The organism is Mesorhizobium sp. J8 (genome assembly GCF_016591715.1).
Lineage (GTDB): Bacteria > Pseudomonadota > Alphaproteobacteria > Rhizobiales > Rhizobiaceae > Mesorhizobium.
Map to the genome: position 1 here is coordinate 4,963,351 of NZ_AP024109.1, position 18,480 is coordinate 4,981,830.

The 18,480-nt window shown below is 61.5% G+C and carries 18 protein-coding genes; 6 read left to right on the forward strand and 12 right to left on the reverse strand.

What is annotated here, in order from left to right:
* Window positions 1-439 precede the first annotated feature (439 nt).
* Window positions 440-634: a hypothetical protein gene (locus MJ8_RS23745; RefSeq protein ID WP_201411124.1), complete on the forward strand. Its 195-nt coding sequence runs from the start codon at window positions 440-442 to the stop codon at window positions 632-634.
* A 155-nt stretch (window positions 635-789) separates the two neighbouring features.
* Here MJ8_RS23745 and MJ8_RS23750 read toward each other — a convergent pair whose 3' ends face one another.
* The 9 genes from MJ8_RS23750 to MJ8_RS23790 all read right to left on the reverse strand — a co-directional run bounded on the left by MJ8_RS23750 (window position 790) and on the right by MJ8_RS23790 (window position 10,042).
* Window positions 790-1,533, reverse strand: coding sequence for an amino acid ABC transporter ATP-binding protein (locus MJ8_RS23750; RefSeq protein WP_318528192.1), 744 nt, complete (start codon window positions 1,531-1,533; stop codon window positions 790-792).
* Window positions 1,530-2,504, reverse strand: a complete 975-nt coding sequence (locus tag MJ8_RS23755; protein WP_201411125.1) for an amino acid ABC transporter permease — start codon at window positions 2,502-2,504, stop codon at window positions 1,530-1,532. Before MJ8_RS23755 ends, MJ8_RS23750 begins: the two co-directional genes overlap by 4 nt.
* A gap of 54 nt (window positions 2,505-2,558) precedes the next feature.
* Window positions 2,559-3,392, reverse strand: a complete 834-nt coding sequence (locus MJ8_RS23760; protein ID WP_201411126.1) for a transporter substrate-binding domain-containing protein — start codon at window positions 3,390-3,392, stop codon at window positions 2,559-2,561.
* Window positions 3,389-3,622, reverse strand: coding sequence for a hypothetical protein (locus MJ8_RS23765; protein ID WP_201411127.1), 234 nt, complete (start codon window positions 3,620-3,622; stop codon window positions 3,389-3,391). The genes MJ8_RS23760 and MJ8_RS23765 overlap by 4 nt, the downstream gene beginning before the upstream one ends.
* An 18-nt stretch (window positions 3,623-3,640) precedes the next feature.
* Complete coding sequence (locus MJ8_RS23770) at window positions 3,641-4,468, reverse strand: alpha/beta fold hydrolase (RefSeq protein ID WP_201415566.1); 828 nt, start codon at window positions 4,466-4,468, stop codon at window positions 3,641-3,643.
* A gap of 2 nt (window positions 4,469-4,470) precedes the next feature.
* The gene (locus MJ8_RS23775) at window positions 4,471-5,547 is read right to left on the reverse strand and encodes an LLM class flavin-dependent oxidoreductase (RefSeq protein ID WP_201411128.1); all 1,077 of its coding nucleotides are present in this window, start codon (window positions 5,545-5,547) and stop codon (window positions 4,471-4,473) included.
* 33 nt (window positions 5,548-5,580) lie between these two features.
* Complete coding sequence (locus MJ8_RS23780) at window positions 5,581-7,092, reverse strand: aldehyde dehydrogenase (RefSeq protein WP_201411129.1); 1,512 nt, start codon at window positions 7,090-7,092, stop codon at window positions 5,581-5,583.
* A 22-nt stretch (window positions 7,093-7,114) separates the two neighbouring features.
* The gene (locus tag MJ8_RS23785; RefSeq protein ID WP_201411130.1) at window positions 7,115-8,092 is read right to left on the reverse strand and encodes a flavin reductase family protein; all 978 of its coding nucleotides are present in this window, start codon (window positions 8,090-8,092) and stop codon (window positions 7,115-7,117) included.
* 156 nt (window positions 8,093-8,248) lie between these two features.
* Window positions 8,249-10,042, reverse strand: a complete 1,794-nt coding sequence (locus tag MJ8_RS23790) for a helix-turn-helix domain-containing protein (RefSeq protein WP_201411131.1) — start codon at window positions 10,040-10,042, stop codon at window positions 8,249-8,251.
* A 160-nt stretch (window positions 10,043-10,202) separates the two neighbouring features.
* Between MJ8_RS23790 and MJ8_RS23795 the strand changes: the two genes are divergently transcribed.
* Complete coding sequence (locus MJ8_RS23795) at window positions 10,203-10,784, forward strand: amino acid synthesis family protein (RefSeq protein WP_201411132.1); 582 nt, start codon at window positions 10,203-10,205, stop codon at window positions 10,782-10,784.
* 216 nt (window positions 10,785-11,000) lie between these two features.
* Here MJ8_RS23795 and MJ8_RS23800 read toward each other — a convergent pair whose 3' ends face one another.
* Window positions 11,001-12,959: a sensor histidine kinase gene (locus MJ8_RS23800; protein ID WP_225248329.1), complete on the reverse strand. Its 1,959-nt coding sequence runs from the start codon at window positions 12,957-12,959 to the stop codon at window positions 11,001-11,003.
* A gap of 452 nt (window positions 12,960-13,411) precedes the next feature.
* Here MJ8_RS23800 and MJ8_RS23805 point away from each other — a divergent pair, with 452 nt between their 5' ends.
* From MJ8_RS23805 to MJ8_RS23815, 3 genes are all read left to right on the forward strand, one after another.
* The gene (locus MJ8_RS23805) at window positions 13,412-14,338 is read left to right on the forward strand and encodes an NAD(P)/FAD-dependent oxidoreductase (protein ID WP_201411134.1); all 927 of its coding nucleotides are present in this window, start codon (window positions 13,412-13,414) and stop codon (window positions 14,336-14,338) included.
* A 35-nt stretch (window positions 14,339-14,373) separates the two neighbouring features.
* Window positions 14,374-14,649: a hypothetical protein gene (locus MJ8_RS23810; RefSeq protein WP_225248010.1), complete on the forward strand. Its 276-nt coding sequence runs from the start codon at window positions 14,374-14,376 to the stop codon at window positions 14,647-14,649.
* 706 nt (window positions 14,650-15,355) lie between these two features.
* Complete coding sequence (locus MJ8_RS23815; RefSeq protein ID WP_225248011.1) at window positions 15,356-15,793, forward strand: EF-hand domain-containing protein; 438 nt, start codon at window positions 15,356-15,358, stop codon at window positions 15,791-15,793.
* A gap of 631 nt (window positions 15,794-16,424) precedes the next feature.
* Here the strand turns inward: MJ8_RS23815 and MJ8_RS32090 are convergent.
* Entirely contained in the window at window positions 16,425-16,679 is a 255-nt protein-coding gene (locus MJ8_RS32090; RefSeq protein ID WP_210345612.1) for a DUF6894 family protein, read from the reverse strand.
* Between the two features lie 760 nt (window positions 16,680-17,439).
* A complete protein-coding gene (locus tag MJ8_RS23820; protein WP_225248012.1) occupies window positions 17,440-17,787 on the reverse strand; it encodes an enolase C-terminal domain-like protein in 348 nt (115 codons plus the stop codon).
* 39 nt (window positions 17,788-17,826) lie between these two features.
* Here MJ8_RS23820 and MJ8_RS23825 point away from each other — a divergent pair, with 39 nt between their 5' ends.
* A complete protein-coding gene (locus tag MJ8_RS23825; protein WP_201411136.1) occupies window positions 17,827-18,012 on the forward strand; it encodes a DUF3606 domain-containing protein in 186 nt (61 codons plus the stop codon).
* Window positions 18,013-18,480 lie beyond the last annotated feature (468 nt).

Below are 18,480 nucleotides of genomic sequence, written 5' to 3' on the forward strand. Positions count from 1 at the left end.
GACAGTTATGGATCGGGTCAAGGCAAACGAAATGAAGAACCGTAGGCGTTGACCGTTCGCCCATCGACTCCGGACGGACCTTGACCTCCATAACTTTCCCAGAATAGGCAGCCGCCGACCAACGGCGATGTGCTGACGCCAAGGGCACCTTTTCGTAAACAGGATGCAGAGGTCACTTGAGGCTGGCGCGGCGCTCTACATCAGCAATGGCGCAGTTCGTTCGTCCGTCATATGAGCGCGCCTGATTGCCTTCTGCGGCATCAGCGTTCCTGGAATCACGGGCACCACTTGAAGCACTGGAGCGCCGAACTCCGCAGTCGATCACCTGTCGTAGTAACCGACTATTCACCTACCGCGGCGCGCCGGGCGCATACTGCCTGAGAGCCCGGAACAAGGCTTCGCGATCATCGTTGGTCGATGACCGACGGGAGCGCAGTATATGAAAAGCTTTGTGGTGGAGACTATGGCCGGTGAAGCGGTGACAGGAAGTCAAATGGTCATAGCCGAGACACCACTGGATGCCGCCAAAATTGGAACTGGCCGCGAGGTCCAACAAAGGCGCGAAGAAATGGAGTGGGTGCGAGTTACCGATGAGGCCGACGCCGCCGTGTTTCGGTTCGCTTTCAAAGGGTGACGGAGGGGTTGTCCCCGTGAAAAAGCTTCCTGACAGAGCCGATGGGCGTCCAAGGCTGTTCGGCGTTGATGGGGATCAACCGACGGCGGCGCCGAACGCCCGCGACGATGGCAGGAGGCTTCTTGCGACCACGGGCCGGCTTTCTGCTGGATCGTCTAATGCTTCAAGATCTGGCTCAGAAACAACTTCGTTCGATCGTGGCGCGGGTTACCGAAAAAGGTGTCAGGCGTGCCCTCCTCTACGATCTGTCCGGCGTCCATGAAAATGACGCGGTCGGCCACGGCGCGGGCAAACCCCATTTCATGCGTCACGCACACCATCGTCATGCCATCGCGCGCCAGCTCCGTCATCGTCTCCAGCACCTCGGAGACCATTTCCGGGTCGAGCGCGGAGGTCGGCTCGTCGAACAGCATGACATCGGGCTTCATGCACAGGCTGCGGGCGATAGCCACGCGTTGCTGCTGGCCGCCGGAAAGCTGGACAGGGAACTTGTTGGCCTGCTCGGGAATCCGGACCCGCTCCAGGAACTGGAGGGCGGTCTTGCGCGCTTCCGTGGCCGAGACACCTTTGACCCACATCGGTCCGGCCATACAGTTCATCAGTACCGTCATATGAGGAAACAAATTGAAATGCTGAAAGACCATGCCAATGTTGGAGCGCACCGCGGCGATATTGCTCATCCTGCCATGCAGCGCGACGCCGTTGACGACGATCTCGCCCTCCTGATGCGCCTCGAGGCGGTTGAAGCAGCGGATCAGCGTCGACTTGCCCGAACCGGAAGGCCCGCAGATGACGATGCGTTCGCCCTTGCGGACCGTCAGGTTGATATCCTTCAGCGCATGGAACTGGCCGTACCATTTGGAAACGGCTCGGGCCTTAATGATAACCTGAGCGCTCATCGCACCTTGCTCCTGGCATAGTGCCGTTCGATGCGGGACTGGATCAGCTCGAGGCAGATCGACAGCACCCAGTAGATGACGGCAGCCGAGATCAGCATTTCCATATGCTGGAAGGTCTTCTGTCCGAGCGTGCGCGCCAGGAACATCAGCTCCCACACACCGATGACGGAGACCAGCGAGGAATCCTTCAGCATCGAGATGAACTGGTTACCGGTCGGCGGAATGATGACCGGCAATGCCTGCGGCAGGATGATGCGGCGCATGGTCAGGGTAAAGCCGAACCCCATGGAGCGCGAGGCCTCCCACTGGCCGCGATCGATGCTCTGAATGCCGGAGCGGAAGATCTCGGTCATGTAGGCGCCGTAACACAGCGACAGCGCCAGGATGCCGGCCGGCACGGCATTGATGACAAAGCCGAGCTGCGGCAGCCCGAGATAGATCAGATAAACCTGCATCAACAGCGGCAGGCCCCGGAAGAACGAGGTGTAGAAGCTGGCGATGGCATAAGCGAATCCGTTGTTGGAGAGCTTCGCGACCGCGCCCGCCACCGCGATGACCGAAGCGATGACGATGGAGATAGCCGAGACATAAAGCGTGGTGACGACGCCCTGGCTGATCAGGAATGGCAGCTTCTCGCGGATGAAAGGCAGGCTGAGGTGGAATGTCTGGAAGAAGGCGATGAACAGAAGCAGCAGCTCCAACCATACGATGCCGATCTGCAGCTTGAGCGGTGCGAAGCCGATCAGGACGACGTTCAGCGTGAAGATCACCGCGATGGCGAAACCTACGGCAAAGCGCCCGTAGAGGCCGCTCGTTGACGGCTCGCCGATAACCGGGCGCAGGAGTTCGGCGAATCCGGTGCCGGACATGTTGAACGCCATGAAGACCAGCAGGACGACGCCGAACATCGTCGCCACGAACCAGGGCTTGTGAACGAGGACTTCGGCCTCGACGGTATCCGGGTAGAGCATTTTTGAGCACCGGCGGTTCGGCGGCCTGCAAGATGGCAGGCCGCCTTGGACAGATTAGTTCGTCTTAGAGTAGTCCTGGCCGTACCATTTCTCCGAGAGCTTGCTCAGCGTGCCGTCGGCCTTCATCGCCTTCACGGCGTCGGCGATCTTGGCCGACAGTTCCGAATCGCCATGCTCGATGGCGATGGCCAGCGGCTCGTAGAACACCGGTTCGCCCAACTGCTTGATCGGATAACCTGCCTTTATGGCATCCAGGATCGACGGCAGCGACGACACCACCGCGTCCAGGCGCACACCGTCGCCGAGGCGAAGGTCGTCGAAGGCCGTCGTGGAATTCTCATAGGAATGGACTTCCTTCGGATTGAGCTTGTATTCGAATGGCGGCGCCCCGGCGGCGTCGAGCGTCAGGTCCTTCTTGGCATAGGCTTCGAAGGTAGAGGTGCTGGTAGCGCCGACCACCTTACCGTCGAGATCGGCGAGCGCCTTAGCCTTGCTGTCCTTGTGCACCGCGACCGCCGCCGGCGTGTAATAGTACACCGCCGGAAAATCGAAAATCTCGGCCCGCTTCTTGGTCGGCGTCATCGAGCCGACATGCATGTCCCAGCGGCCAGCCCAGTTGCCCGCAGTGATGATGTCCCAGCCGGGCGTGACGAACTCGACCTTGACGCCGAGACGCTTGCCGATTTCCTTGGCGACATCCACGTCGAAGCCGTCCAGCTCGTTGTTGGCGTTCATGAAGGATTGCGGCGCCCAATTGGCGTCGGTCGCCACCTTGAGCGTGCCCGCGGCGGTCACCCGGTCGAGCACCGCGCCGGTATGGGCGGGATAGGCACCAAGCGCAAGCGCGAGTGCGGCCATCGTCAGCTGTCGTCTGCTCCAGAATGTCATTTTCGTCTGTTCCCTTGTTGTTTGTTCAGTCCCATGCGGTCATGGCCATTCAGCCGGTCATGATCTCGCAATTCCTTGGCGACGAGGTCGGCGTCCTGCTGGGGGCTGGCGGCATTAAGCGGTGCCCTGGCCGGTCCGGTCTTCCGTTCCTGCGCGGGATATTTGCCGTCGTCATTCCCTCGCTCACGCGGAAAGCTTCGGGTTGTTTTCGGCCAGGTGCCGCTTGGCAAGCCGGCCCTTCCCGCTCGCTACCCATGCGCGACGGCTCCTCTCCCGCGGCCCGCGCTGAGCAGGAAGCCGGCCATCGTTTCAGCGACAAGCGCCGGCGCCTCGATCAGGATCGAGTGGCGAAGCCCGGGCAGGATGGCGAGCTCGGAGTCTTGTATCTGTTCGTGCATCAGCCGCGCCATGCGCGGGCTGGACCCCTGGTCGGCCTCACCGGTCACGATCAGCGTTGGACAAGTGATGCGGTCGAGAATGCCGCCGAAATCGGTTTCGGCGAGAACCCGGTAGGCGGCGGCGTAGCAATCACGGTCGTTCTCGGCGTCGCGCCGGCGCAGCTCCGCGATAATCTCAGGGTTTCTCTCCAGAAAATCCTCCGTCAGCCAGCGCGACAGGGAGGCTGCGTGATGCGCCGAGGCATCGCTTGCCATTAGCGCGGCCAGCCGGCCGCGCACCGCATTTCGCTCCTCCAGGGTGCGGCCAGCAACCGTCGACAACAGCACCAGTTTCTGCAGCCGCTCGGCATTCGTCAGCGCAAGGCGCTGCGCGATCAGGCCGCCCAGGGAAAAGCCGGCCAGATGGAAGGTGGAAAACCCGAGATGATCGGCCAGCGCCAGCGTTTCGCCGACGAAATCGTCGATCTCGTAACGACCCTTGACCCGGCTGGAGCGGCCATGGCCACGCAAATCGAAGCTAAGGACGGCGAAGCGATCCTTCAGCCGATCGGCCACCCCGTTCCAAGCTTCGAGATAGGAGCCGACGCCGTGGATGCAGACCAGCGGCATGCCACCTTGGCCATCCAGGCGCCAGTTGAGCAGCACGCCTTCGACATCGAGTTGGCCGCAACGTGCCATCATCATGCCCTCGCCGCCTGGCGCGCCCTGTCGCGCTCGCGCGCGGCAAAGACCGGCATCACCTCGTCAATCCAAAGTTTGATCGTCTTCTTCTGCAGCTCGAACGGCAGATTAAAGGTCAGGCCGAGGCAGTACTGGTCGACACCCGCGGCCTCATAGTCGAGCAGCTTTTCGATCACCTCGTCCGGCGTACCGAACATGAGGTTGCGGCGGATGTTTTGCGGGTCGTAGTTGTCCTTGCCCTTCACGCTTTCGTAGGGCACCGCCTCGGGAAAGCCATTGTGCACGGTGCCGATATTCTGGAACAGGTTCTCGAAGGCGCGGCCGTAGTCGATCGCATGGCCGACCGCGACCTCCCAATCCTGCTCCCGATCATAGACGCAGGTCCGCCGCTGCATCATCAGGCGCGGCCGCGGCACCTCCGGATGATCGGCGACGGCCTTGCGGAATTTCTCGCCGAGCACGGCGATCTCGGCGGGTGGGGCCGACAAAGGCGTCGACAGGATCGAAGCGCCTATGCCGACCGCCCAGTCAAAGGTGCCAGGGTCGCGCGCGGCCACCCAGATCGGCGGGTGCGGCATCTGCAGCGGCTTCGGCACGCCGGCAGCCAGAGGAAACCTCCAATAGTGCCCCTCATGGGCATAGTCCCCTGCCCACAGTCTCTTCACTGCCGGCACCAGCTCCTTCAGATAGGCGACGCCTTCCTGCTGCGGCATGCCGCCGGCCATGCGGTCGAACTCATACTGATAGGAACCGCGCGCGATGCCGAACTCCAGCCGCCCACCGGTCAGGTGATCGCAGAGCGCTGCCTCCCCCGCCAGCCGGATCGGGCTCCAATAGGGCGCGACCAGCGTCGACGTGCCTAGCCTTATTTGCTCGGTGTGCTGCGCAAGCCAAGTCAGCGTCATCAGCGGGTTGGGCGAGATTGTGCATTCGATGGTGTGGTGCTCCGCCGTCCACAGTGTCTCGAACCCGCCCTCGTCGGCCATGCGCGCGAGCTCGAGCAGATTGCTCTTCACCCTCGCCATCGGGATGTCGGGCGAGAAGCGTTCCATGGTCAGCGATACGGCGAATCTCATGTCGGTCTCCCGGTCGTTGCGTCGGGTTCTTGATCAGCGAAGGCGGATGACGAACGGGTCCTGCATGGCGCCCGAATAGTCGATGACGACGTTTTTGAGCCGCGAGAACTCCTCCATGGCGTCAAAGCCGCCGCGCCGCCCGTAGCCGCTCTCCTTGAAGCCGCCATTGGCGGACATGAAGGAGGAGGCGCGATAGGTGTTTATCCACACCGTGCCGGCCTCGACGTTCTTCGCGAAGCGCAGCGCGCGGTTGATGTCGCGGGTCCAGATTCCTGAGGCGAGTCCGTAGCGTGTGTCATTGGCGAGCCGGATCATCTCGTCCTCGGACGAGAACGGGATGACGCCGACGACGGGACCGAACAGCTCCTCCTGCATGAACTCCATGCCGTTGGCGGCATCGGTCATCACAGTCGGCTCGAAATACCAGCCGCCAGCCAGCTCGTCCGCCTGCGGCCGCCGGCCGCCGGCCGCGATCCGCGCGCCCTGGCGCACACCAGAAGCGACATAGGTTTCCACCTTCGCGAGCTGCTCAGCCAGCGCCAGCGGGCCGATATCGGTGTCCTCCCGCATAGGCAGCCCGACCCGCACCCGCCTCGTGCGCTCGACCAGCGCCTCTAGGAAATGCTCATAGGCGCTTGCCTCAACGAAGCAACGCGAGCCGGCGACGCATGTCTGGCCCGCGGCCGCGAAGACACCGGACACAACGCCGTTCACGGCATGCTCGATATCGACGTCGCCGAACACAACGTGAGGGGATTTGCCGCCAAGCTCCATCGAGCAGGGAACGAGGTTCTGCGCGGCATTGGCGGCGATGCGCCGCCCGGTTCCGGTCGAGCCGGTGAAGACGAATTTGGCGATGCCTGGATGGCGGGTCAGCGCATCGCCCGCAGCAGCACCCGTACCGGTGACGACATTGACGACGCCGGCGGGGAAGCCGGCCTCCATGATCAACTCCGCCAGCGCCAGCGTCGAGGCCGAAGCATGCTCCGACGGCTTGACGACCACCGTGTTGCCCAGCGCCAGGCACGGCGCCAGCGTGCCGGTGAGCAGCATCAGCGGAGAATTCCAGGGCGTGATCATGCCGACGACCCCGATGGGCTCGCGCAAGTTGAAGTTCAGCATGTCGAGTTTGTTGACGGGGATCGTGTCGCCGAGCAGCTTGTCGGCCATACCGGCGAAGTAGGTGTAGCTGTCGGGCATGGCGCGCATCTGCGCGCGCATTTCCTTGAGCAGCTTGCCATTGTCGCGCGTCTCGATCAGCGCCAGCTCGTCGGCGTTCTCCCGGACCAGTTCTGCCAACCGGCTCACCAGCTTGCCGCGATCGGTCTGGGTCATGCGCCGCCAGGCCGGATCGGCGAAGGCCGCGCGCGCAGCCTCGACAGCCGCGCCGACATCCTCGGCGCCGGCCTCGGCAAACCGGTACCAGGGCCTGCCGGTGGTCGGGTCGAAACTGTCGATATATTGCCCGCTTGTCGGCGCCACGAACGCGCCGTTGATGAACAGTTCCTGGCGCGAGCCTTCGAGCGATGCGACCGTCGTTTTCATGCTGTCTGTCCTGCGTGGATCGTCATTCGGACGCGGCCTGCGTCCATGATTGCGACTGCCCGTCGATCATAGCGACGCGTCCGCCGTCGCCGGTGTCCATGTAGATGCCGAAGCGCTTGTCCTGCCGCTCGCGCGCATAGCGGCGCAGCATGGCGCGCAGCTCATGGGTAGCGATCTGCTCGTAGGGCAGCGCGTCGACGGCAAAGAAGGCATGGCCGTCCGGCAGCGCGGCTCCAGCACTCTCGCGGCTGAGTTCGGCGCGGTAGATCAGGTAGCCCGGATCGCTGTCGGCGACGTCGAACACTGAATAGAGGAAGGTGTTTTCAGGGACGAGGCTCAGCGCCTCGCCCCCGTCCAGCACCAGTCTGCTGTCCGCCTTGCGCCGCCGCGCTGTCGGTAGGACAAAGCCGCCCTTGCCGTCGCTGCGCAGCAGGATGCGGTTCCCCGCTTCGACCAGATAGCCGATGATCATGTCCTGCGAGGCGAGCCAGCCGGTCGGCAGCGGATCCTTCACGCTGGCGTAGCGGCCGCGGCAAAAGCCGAGCGGCGCCGACGGGCTGGTGCCGAAGGCCTGCACCCGGCCGATCAGGATAACGTGGTCGCCGGCCTCGATGCGGTTGTGAACGGTGCAGTCGAACCAGGTCAGGCTGTCGGTGAGGATCGGCGCGCCGGTATGGGCGCGGTCGTGATTGACCGACTGGAACTTGTCCGCCACCTTCGAGGCGAACACCGACGAAACATCGGCCTGCCCCTCGTGCAGGAAATTGACCGCGAAGGACTGCGCTTCGTTGAAGGCCGGAAAGCTCGCCGCCGACTTGCCGACGCAGACCAGAAGCAGCGGCGGGTCGAGCGAGACGGAGGTGAAGGAATTAGCGGTCATGCCGCGCGGATTGCCGTCGCTGTCGCGCGTGGTGATGACGGTGACACCGGTGACGAAGGTCCCGAAGGCACGACGCAGGGCGATCGGGTCGATCGTCCTTTGTGCCACTGCGTTCGCCATCGCTTTCCTCCACATCGTTGGATGGAAGCTAGGCAGGAGCCGGCGCCCGTTCTTCCTCCGATCTGTAGGAAAGAGTTCGCGGCGCGCTGCTGCCCATCCGAGCAATCGGAAGCGCGATGTGACCTGGCTGCAGCAATGGTGGGACCGACGGTCCTATCAGGCGGTCGCCACGCGGCTGTCTATGATGCCGCTGAGACGGATTGCCAGCTCGACCGCGAAACGCTGTTCAGGCGTGTCGAGCTTGATTCCAAACAATTCCTCTATGCGCGACAGGCGATAGCGCAAGGTGGTGACATGAAGCCCAATGGCGTCGGCGCAGGCCTGACTGCGGCAGCCTTCGCGCAGATAGGCAAACAGCGTGTCCAGATAGGGCGTGCCGTGCTCACGGTCATGCGCGATCAGCGCGCCGACGCTTCTGTCGACGAAGTTGCGCACATCTGGCACATCGGCTGCGGCGACCAGCATCGGCAGCGGACCAAAATCCTGGCCGGCCAGGACGCCGGTGCGTCCGAAGGAGCGGCCGATCTGGATCATCCGGCGGCAGCGTTCCCACGCGGTCGGGTAGTCGGTCAGCACGCTGCACGTCTCGGAAACCAGCACCGCCGGCTCACCGTGGAAATAGTGGCCAAGCTCTGCGGCGATTTTGTTCGGCAGCTTCCCGAGACGGATATCCCGCCCGGCATCGTCCGCAACCAGACAGACAAGCCCGCCTTCGATGGCAATGACCGTGCCCGCCACGCCTGCCTGTTCCAGAAGCCGGACCAATACATGGTGTGGACCGGCAAGACCGCCCCCGCCCTCCTTGGCATTGTCGGCATGGTCGATGACGATCAGTTTTTGCGGCGTGGTCAGGTTGACCCCCAATCGACGGGCGCGATTGACGATATCGGTCTCGTCGCGCCAGCGGCGCTCGACGACTTCCAGGAAGAGCTCGGTCAGCGACCTGGTCTCGAAGCGGAAGCGCACGAAGCTGCGCAGCATCTGCACGCTGAGCGCGAATTTGGCGCTGTCCAGCAGCATCTGGTCGAGCTGGCCGGATTGCTGCGGCGTCGGAAAAATCATCAACGCGCCAACCACTTCATCGTCGATGGTCAGCGGCTCGAGGTGTACGGAAAACCTTAGCCGGTGTTTGCCGTCGTCGACGAACAGCGTCTCGTTCTGACGCGCTGCCAAGGCGCCGCGAGCGACCTTGATGATCTGCCGGCTCAGCACGCCGGCGACGGCTTGTTGCCAGGCCGCGGCATCGAAATGCACCTCGCTCGGCGAGCGGCCCGCCACGACCAGATTGGCGTGAAAATCAATAACCACGACGGGATATGGCAAAAGCTGGCCAACCTTGTCAGCGAGCCCGGCCACCGATCCTTCCGACAAGGCCTGCTGCAGAAGCGAGGTGTGCGCAGCCAGGACCCGCTGCAGGCGCTCGCCGGCCAGCTTTTCCTGGCGCAGGCGGTGCTGCTTCTCCACCGCGATCTCGCCCAGATGGACGATCATGCCTATGAAAGCAATATCCTCGGCGCTCACCTCGGTGATCTCGCGCGAGACGACGGTCAGCACCATCGGCCGGCCGTCCTCGTCGAAGCAATTCATCGGCATGACAAGCACGCTGCGGTAGTCGCGCTCGAACGCCTCCCGGCGATAGCCCGGAAACTCCTCGGACACCCGAGCGTCCCTGATATAGACGGGCTCGTTGCGGTTGAGCGCGACGATAGAAGGACTGGTGGCGAGTTCCCAACGGTCCGGCAAGGTGCGCTGGATGAGCGTCGGATCGTGGCGCACGATGACATAGGCATGGCCATGCGGAGCATCGATGCTCATGATTGAGCCGAGCGTCCACTTGGCATGGCGGCAGGCGGCCAGCACGAGGTCGCGCAGCACCGATTGGAGATCGCCACCCGAATTGATGAGGCTGGCAGCGTCCCGCAAAGAGAGAATTTGCGATTCGTGGTTCACGCCCGGTATTCCGCCTCGCGAAGGGTCGATTTAGCCGTCGCGGATACGGCAACGCTACACCGCTTCCAAGCGGGGTGCACGCCGATTCTTCCTACGAACCGGAGGAATACCTGCCCCGTGAGCCTCACTAGGCTGAGCTTCCACCATCGGGGCTGAAATCATGGAATTGCGAAAAGTCTGCACCTTCATCGAGGAAGTGCACATCGAGGGCGGCAAGGCCGGCGCCAGGCCGGTAACGTCGATCGTGGTCGCCGCCGTCCTGGGTAATCCGTGGGCCGGGCGCGGCTTCGTCGAGAACCTGCGGCCCGAGATCCTGGCCATAGCGCCCCGGCTCGGCCATGAGCTTACGCGCCGCCTCGTCGAGCTTATGCCCGCAGAGCGCATAGAGAGCTACGGCAAGGCCGCGGCCGTAGGTGTGGCCGGCGAGATCGAGCATGCCTCGGCTATGATCCACACGCTGCGGTTCGGCAATGTCTTTCGCGATGCTGTCGGGGGCACGACCTATCTCGAATTCTGCAACACGCGCAATGCGCCGGGAGCCCTGCTGTCGCTGCCGATGATGCACAAGAGCGAGAACGGACGCCGCTCGCATTTCATCACTGCCAATTTCCAGATTGCCGACGGGCCAGCCGCGGATGAGATTGTTGTTGCCATCGGCGCCGCGGATGGTGGTCGGCTCCATCCGCGGATTGCGGATCGCTTTGAGGACATGAAAGAGATGGAGCAAGAAGCCCGCACGTAACCCGCAGGAGGCGTCGACGGGGTTTTGCCCCCGCCCGTAGCAGATGGTTATTTGCCCCAACGGCCTCGAGGCCCGCTTCTTCAAGCGCGGCCTCCAGATTGATCAAAATCATTTTTCGTCTTCAACGACTAGAACCGCACCACTACCCATCCTTGCGCATAGCCCAGTGGAGCCAAGGCCTGACCGGAAGTTGTTCCGTGAATATGTGGGACGACGCTATCTTTCCTCGCTCAAGTTCACTCGGAACGTGCAACGCAGACCAGTCGAATCGTAGCTGATCTTCGCTCCACCAGCGTTTTTTCCATCAAAAACCCGTTGGAGCAGCTGCGTACCAAATCCACTCTTGCCAGGGCTGACAGGTGGACCGCCATTCTCACGCCAATCGAGCTGAAGAAGCCGGTCGCCTTCAGCGTTTTCCAGCTTCCAATTGATCGCGATCGATCCCGTTGAATTGGAGAGTGCGCCGTACTTGATCGCGTTTGTCGTCAGTTCATGAAGCGCCAAGGAGAAGGAGAGCGTGGTATCCGGTGGAAGCCAGACTTGTTCGCCGCTGAGCTCGAAGCGATCGAGGGATGCATGCGGCTCAACGACGGCGGCAATCAGAGCGCTTAGGCTGGCGCCGCTCCAGTTCTCGCGGGTCAAGATGTCGTGCGCTTTGGCCAGAGACACAAGTCGGTTTGAAAGCGCCTGACCCGCCTGTGCCAGGCTGCTGGCGCTGCGCATGGTTTGGGCAGCTATGGCCTGAACCACGGCTAGGGTGTTCTTGACCCTGTGGTTTAGTTCATTGACGAGCAACTGGCGCTGTTCCTCCGCTCGTTTGCGGTCCGATATGTCCAGACTGATCTGCACAGCGCCCACGACCGTGCCGTCCTCGCTGCGGATGGGCCGCGCGCTGGACAGCAAATATCGCTGCGCCCCGGATGGGAGGGTGTATGCAAATTCCTCGTTGGTGGTCTCCTCGCCTCGCATCGCTCTACTAAGCGGGCGGTCCTCCCGGCTGATGGTTTGGCCGTTTTTGTAAGCGAGAGTATCGATCACCAGATCCGGTTTTCCGAATGGCCTGTGATCCTGAGGCGACAGTCCCATGAGTTCCGCAGCAAACCGGTTGCGGATGACCTGGCGCGCCTGTGGGTCATAGGTAAACCAGACTGCAGCGGGAACCGTCTCTAAAACCGTTTCCAACTCGCGCGTGCGCTCCGCAATTGCATGCTCTGCCATGATCATGGCCTGCCCAATCGTGTCGAATTCTGCGACCGAGGTAAGGACCGGCTGCACGGCCCGGCCGCTGCCGAGCGCATGGGCTCGTCCGACGAGATCTGCGGTGGCCTTGGTAAACCTGCGGCCGACGAAGTAGGCCAGAGCGAGCGAGAAAAGCAGTGCTGAAAGACCGATCGCTCCAATCTGCACGAAGGACCACCAGAGCGGCGCATGGAGCTGGCGTAGAGGAATGTTGGCGGTGTAGAACCAGCCAGAATAGGGCGAGCGGTAGTATCCAGCGAGCAATTTGTTCCCATCGAAACTCCGAGATTGGAAGGTACCGGCGCGGCCCACGACCTTGGCTATGTATTCGGGCAAACCGGGCCTGCCGGTGACCTGGTCATGCATTTTGGATCTGGCGACATATTTTCCCTCGCGGTCCCCGACGCCGACAGTCCACCCCTCCGGGACCGCTGGCAGCATGACAAGACGAATGCGTTCGGTAGGAACCGATACCGAAAGGAACAACTGTTCGCCGTTGACGCCCGACACCGGCGTGGTGACTGCGACGCGATACTCGTTTTTACCGTGTCCGGCGAACACGCTGCCGACGAGAACTCCGGCGAGCTTCAACTGGTCGCGTTCGGCAATTGTGAGCGGCGTTCTCGAAGACATATCGGAGGCCAGCTCAGATCCGGTGCTTGCCAACTGGCGGCCGTCGAGATTCCGTAGTGTGATTACCTCGTCAGTCGCCTGGACAATGCGGCGCGCGTCCCTGGCAAAGGCGAGCAAGTCTCCGCTGGCGAGAGCGGGCGACCTGGAGAGGCCGTCAAGAACCGTCTTGAGATTAGAGAGTTCGCCGTCGACCACCAACGACACCTGTCGCGCGATCCGCAGGGCTTCCTGCTCGATCCGTGAGCTTTCATGCAGTGCGTACGTGACAAGCAGATAGGCAGCAAAAAGCCAGACGGGCAACACTGCTGCCGCGATTAGTCCAAGCAGATGGGCCCGTGCTGATCGACGAGACAATCTTGTCCCCTGTCCACCCCCAAAGGTAGCTTAATCCCACGCGCGCCAACGACAAGTGCGAGCAGCCAGCGCGAAGCGCCGCGTTCGCGGCGTCGAGGGCGCCAATCGCGCGCGATTGAGGCAAGCAGCGGCGTGATTTGTGGAATGTTTCCTGAACCAAATGGCGGCCGGCGCTTTAAAATGTACAAACGGCACCACGCAGGACTGCATCCTTTATGCTCAGACTAACATCAAAATTTGCACTCCATATGCACAAGTCGGGGAGCGGCCTCTCGCCTCGAAGGCGTTTCCTTTTAGTCGGTGCGAAGAACAAGGCGGTTCTTAGCCGTCCCGATTCAGCAAGGCTGCAGGCTGTCACCACCGGCTCTTAGGGGTTCGAAGCATCATCGTCGGGATTGAACATGGCGGAACACGGACATCGTCGCTGCGAGCAAATCGACTGCTTGATAGTTGGAGGTGGCCCTGCTGGGCTCGCAGCCGCGACTTATCTTGGCCGCTTTCGCCGGCGGGTGGTTCTTTTCGATGCCGGTGAAAGCCGTGCGAGATTGATCCCGATCACTCGAAACTGTCCCGGCTTCCCGAACGGAATATCCGGGGCCGACCTGCTAAGTCGTTTGCGGCAACAGGCCTCGCTGAGCGGGGCGGAGCTTAGGGACGAAGCAGTCCAAGATATTCACCGCGACGGTACCGAGTTTGTTGCTACCGGTCCAACGACTGTTCGGGCCCGTGCGGTGCTGCTGGCGACGGGTGTGGTCGATACACTTCCTGACATCCCACTGGCTACTGATATGATCAGGGCGGGGACCATGCGCCTTTGCCCGATCTGCGATGGCTACGAGGTCACGGATAAACGTGTCGCAGTAATGGGCCCCGCGAAAGAGGCTGCGAAGAAGGCGCTGTTCATGCGAATCTACACCCACGACGTCACCGTACTTGCGACTGACGGGCAGCGTGGAATTGATGGGTGCCCTACAGTCCCGGAAGCCGGAATCCGGTTTGCGGCTTGCATTCCCAACTCGCTCCGCCCCCTTGGTGAATACGCCGTCGTCCTTCTCTCCGACGGAACGACCTCCACATTCGATTCGGTCTATCCAGCGATGGGATGCAAGACAGGAGCTAAGTTTGGAACCGACCTCGGGGCGACGTGCGACGACCCGGGCTATCTCATTGTGGACGCACATCAGCGAACCCTTGTGCCCGGTCTCTATGCCGCCGGTGATGTGGTGAACGAAATCAACCAGATCGCTGTGGCGTTCGGTCACGCGGCGATCGCGGCCACGGACATTCACAATCACCTTGCAGAGACCAGCCACAGCTTTCGTCATTGATCGCCATGCACCTTGTTCAGATACTGCTTCCCTGCATGGACAATGACGGCCAGCCTTTCGGCCAAGAAGACTTCGAAAGGGTAAAGGAAGAGCTGGCGAGCCGCTTCGACGGCGTTACCGCCTATCTGCAGGCTCCTGCCGACGGTTTGTGGAGAAAGGGCGCCGAGTCAAACGCCGACAAGATCGTCATCTTCGAAGTCATGACCGAGGAGATCGACCTGCTCGAATGGCGTGACCGCCGCGCGGCACTCGAGCGGCGTTTCCGGCAGGAGAAGGTGATTATCCGCTATATGCCGATCACGCTGATCTAGCACCCGGCGGACCAGTCGACAGCTCCGGCCAACACAATTCTGTGACGAAGCTGGCGCAGGAGCGGCTCGCGACTTGCTCATTCAACAACTTGCGGCCGGGGTCTTCAGCGGACCAGAAGCCCTTATGCCGTCCGCTTCAACTCCGTTACCTGCGCACCTAGCCAGAAGGCCTGTCCGTCAGCATACGAACGCGCGTAGTTCTCGCGTCAAAGGGAAAAGCGAGGTCTTGCCATGGGAGCTCACGCGCACCGCCCATTTGCTCCCCCTTACAAGCTCGACCCCACGAAGTTCTTGTGGCGCCTGGATCGAAGTGGGCGGATGAAACTGGTCTCAAATAAGGTCCAATTTTTGCCCTCAACCGGAAGGTGGTGCGTGCGCTCTCTTGCCCGACTACCAGCTCAATTCTCACATTGCTGCCCTTATCTATCGTCTCACCAAAGGAGTTGAGGCACCGTCCAGAAGTCGGCTTGCGTAACTTCCTCGTGAGCCTGGGATACTGGTCGGAACAATCGAGGAGACGTCAAGTTTGGCCGTCTCGATCAGCGTAAGGCTGCCCACGTCCAACCCAATGGAGGACACCATGAGACCCCCTCGCTTCACAACGACTGCGGCCGCCGTTCTTATGTTCGCGACTTTCCCTGCTCTCGCCCAGACAAACGGAACCCCTGCCCCTACGCCGGCGACCGAACAGCCTGGCGCCGGACAGGTGCCGGATGCGAACGGGCAAGCGGGCGGCCCAACGCGTGAAATGATCCGCCAGATGATTGACCAGGCCCTCCAGGAGCGGATGCAGCAGGATAGAAGCTCTGACGTGGCCAACAATCGTCAAGACGAGGATGACAACGCTCAGGACAGCGCAGATCGTCATGGCGCCCCGTGGCATAAAAACCATTATGGCGGACCGTCCGGCGAGCACAGGATGGCTGGACACCATGGCCCGCGTATGATGATGCGCGGCGCCGGACTGCGACTGATGTTCGCGTTCTTGGACACCAATGGCGACGGATCGTTGTCCGAGAACGAGGTTCAGGATGCAGTCGGGCGCATCTTCTCTGCAATCGACCAGAATGGCGATGGGAAGGTCGACATGGATGAGATCCAGTCCTTCTTCCACGGTTACGGCGGCGAAGACATGCACCAATAGGCCACCAAGCCAAGACGGCGGCCCGTAGCGAGGCAGGCGTGCCAATCTCCCATCGTCTGGGTGGAGATACTTAGCCTTTCCAACCGATGATCACGCGGCCATGCCGGCACTCGTCCATGAAGCTAAGCCCTCTCGATCGCTCTCGCGGGGATTTCAGAAGTTTACCAGTGCTGCGAGGCTCCCGATCTCCAGGGCCCGTCGATGCCGGTCGCGTCCCGGCGCGCGCTCGCGAGCTCGCCATCGCGGAACCGGCTGGGAGTTCTGTCGCGGCCAGCCAGTGTGCCCTAAGTCGTGGCTGGCACAAAGAATCCGGCGCCCCTTAACCCGCTACCCACTTCAAATAAGGTCTGTGGCGTACCTCTTTCCGACAGTGGCCACAATCTACCGTCTTGCCGGGACACCCTTTTCTGTGGGTTCCAGCCGGGCAGCAGGTGCCTGCCGACGCATCCCACCAGCCGCAGATGAATATCTTGGCCCCGCCATGACAGGTGGCACACGCCAGAGTGCTGTCGTTTTCAACATCGCTAATGCACATCGTGCCGATCTGACGGATTAAGCGTCTTCGGCAATTATCTTTTGATAAAGCACCCAAAAATGGTTGGCCGACGAAGACCTCGATGTCCGATGCCTCTTACCGGACAGACAGGTGCAAAAGCGGAAACGACTGTGAGACAGTGAGAGTTGCAGAATATACCGCCCTGCCGGCTTCATCATACACCGAGATCGTCAAGGTCTCATCGAGTTCGTTCTCAGCCATCTCGTCGGCGGCGATGTCGTGCAGCGTCTTAAGCGCTTCTCGTTGCATGTCGCCCGGGCTGTCCAGTTCAACCTGGGCGTCGGCAAAACGCTGCCCGTTTCGGGAAACTTCGAAAAGGTACCGTGGCATCCAGCCATTGTGGCTACGTCGGATGCTACCGCATTTAAATTTGAGGGACCGCAACAGGCTGAGGGACGAAGGCTCCCGAAACAGCTGATAGCTTACGCAATACGAGCAGTTGCGCATTGGCCCCATCAGCCAAGCGCTCGGCTTCCGCTTGTGAGAGCCCAATCAACGATATGTCATTCGCTTCTGCCGGCAGATCAGTTGCTCGGTCGTAGACCAGCCACTCGTCGTTCGGATCCCTGATAGCGATGTACCTCATCGCCATGCCCCACAACGTTAGGGCATCCTAATATTTGCGGCGCCGGGATGTTCCAAAGAGTAAAGCCGCGAATTCTATTTTGGCCGTGGCATCGCGACGCGGATTTGGGCTACCCTGCTGATGGTCAGCATCCAAAGCTCGCCGCCTGATTAGCGTTAACTAATTATAGACCGCGCTGTCCCAAATTAGAACAGCGCGGCCCATAATGCTCGATAGCCGCGCAGGCGGCTTCGGCCCATTCACCCCCCGCACCCAGCCGGAGCCGCCACCTCGATATAGCAGGCGCGGTTGAAGGAACACTTACCAGGTATACCTTCCGCCGCGTTAACCTTGAGATCGAATTTGGGCCAACGGACCCAACCTATGCTGCTTTGTCTCCGCGGCATTGAAAGCATGGGCCAACGTGAAAGCAGCGCACGTCAACGCACGCCGGTATCATCGCCACTGCGGAGCGCGTTGGTCTTGGTTTAGACCCTCTCCTCAAACCGATCCAGCTTCCCCCAGTCAAAGGGGCCGCCAACGCCTGGTTCGTCCGGGGCGACTGCCAGCCGCTCCTGCAAGCTGAGGGGGACGTGACAGATCGATGTCGAAGCTGTGCGTGTCTACCCAACGGGCGTTGGGTTGGCCCGCGACCAACCTGACATGCAGTTCCTGCATGCAGTTCCTGCACACCGGAATTCCGGTTTTGCGGGAAAGCTCGGCCACCCGCAACCAGCCTGTGATACCGCCACAGTTCAAGGCGTCGGGCTGGATGTAGGAGAGCTTCGACCAGGCGAAGGCATGCTGAACTCCTCGACATGGCACGACGGTTTCCGCTACGTGAGCGATTGCTGAACAAGCGCCCCGGAACATTCGAGCGCTGTCACTGTTTTTTCACCAGGAGGAACAGCCATGGCCGACGACAAGACAAAGCGAGATTTCCGGGACCGCGACCGCGTTTCAGCCGACGAGGATTTTGAGGTTCGCTATTTCGCCAAGCAGCACCGGGTCAGCCCCGAACAGGTTCGCGCTCTCATCAAAGAGCATGGCAACGACCGAAAGACCCTGGAACGAGAAGCGAGGAAGCTTCGAGGATGACCAGGCTTGCTAGCTTGGTCCTTCGAAGTGGTGACGGTGCGCTGCGAGTCGGGCGAGGCCGGACCTGGCGGCACTACCAAGAAGCGATTGCCTTGGCCGGTATTTCGGATTTTGAGGGAGTAACGTCGCGTCGGGGAGCTGAAAAGGCGGCGAGCTAATTGTGAGAATACGGGCGAGCGTCGCCCGTATTCTGTGCCTCGCCCGGGTGGCCGCACTGTCCTCAAAGGTAATCCTCTCAGATCCGGAGCACAGCGGTGATACTATGCACCTCGTCCAAGTGCTGTTGCTCCGTTCGGACAAACCAAGTGCAACCCTTTCTCGGAAGGGAATTCAACCGTCTGAGATCAGAACGAGCGGCTCGCTTCGATGCAGGGACCGCCTATATCCGGGTCCAATAAGTGGTCGGCGCCGAACCAAACGTTGAAGCTGGCTGGATGCCGAACCGTAGCAATACGGACGCGGATCCAC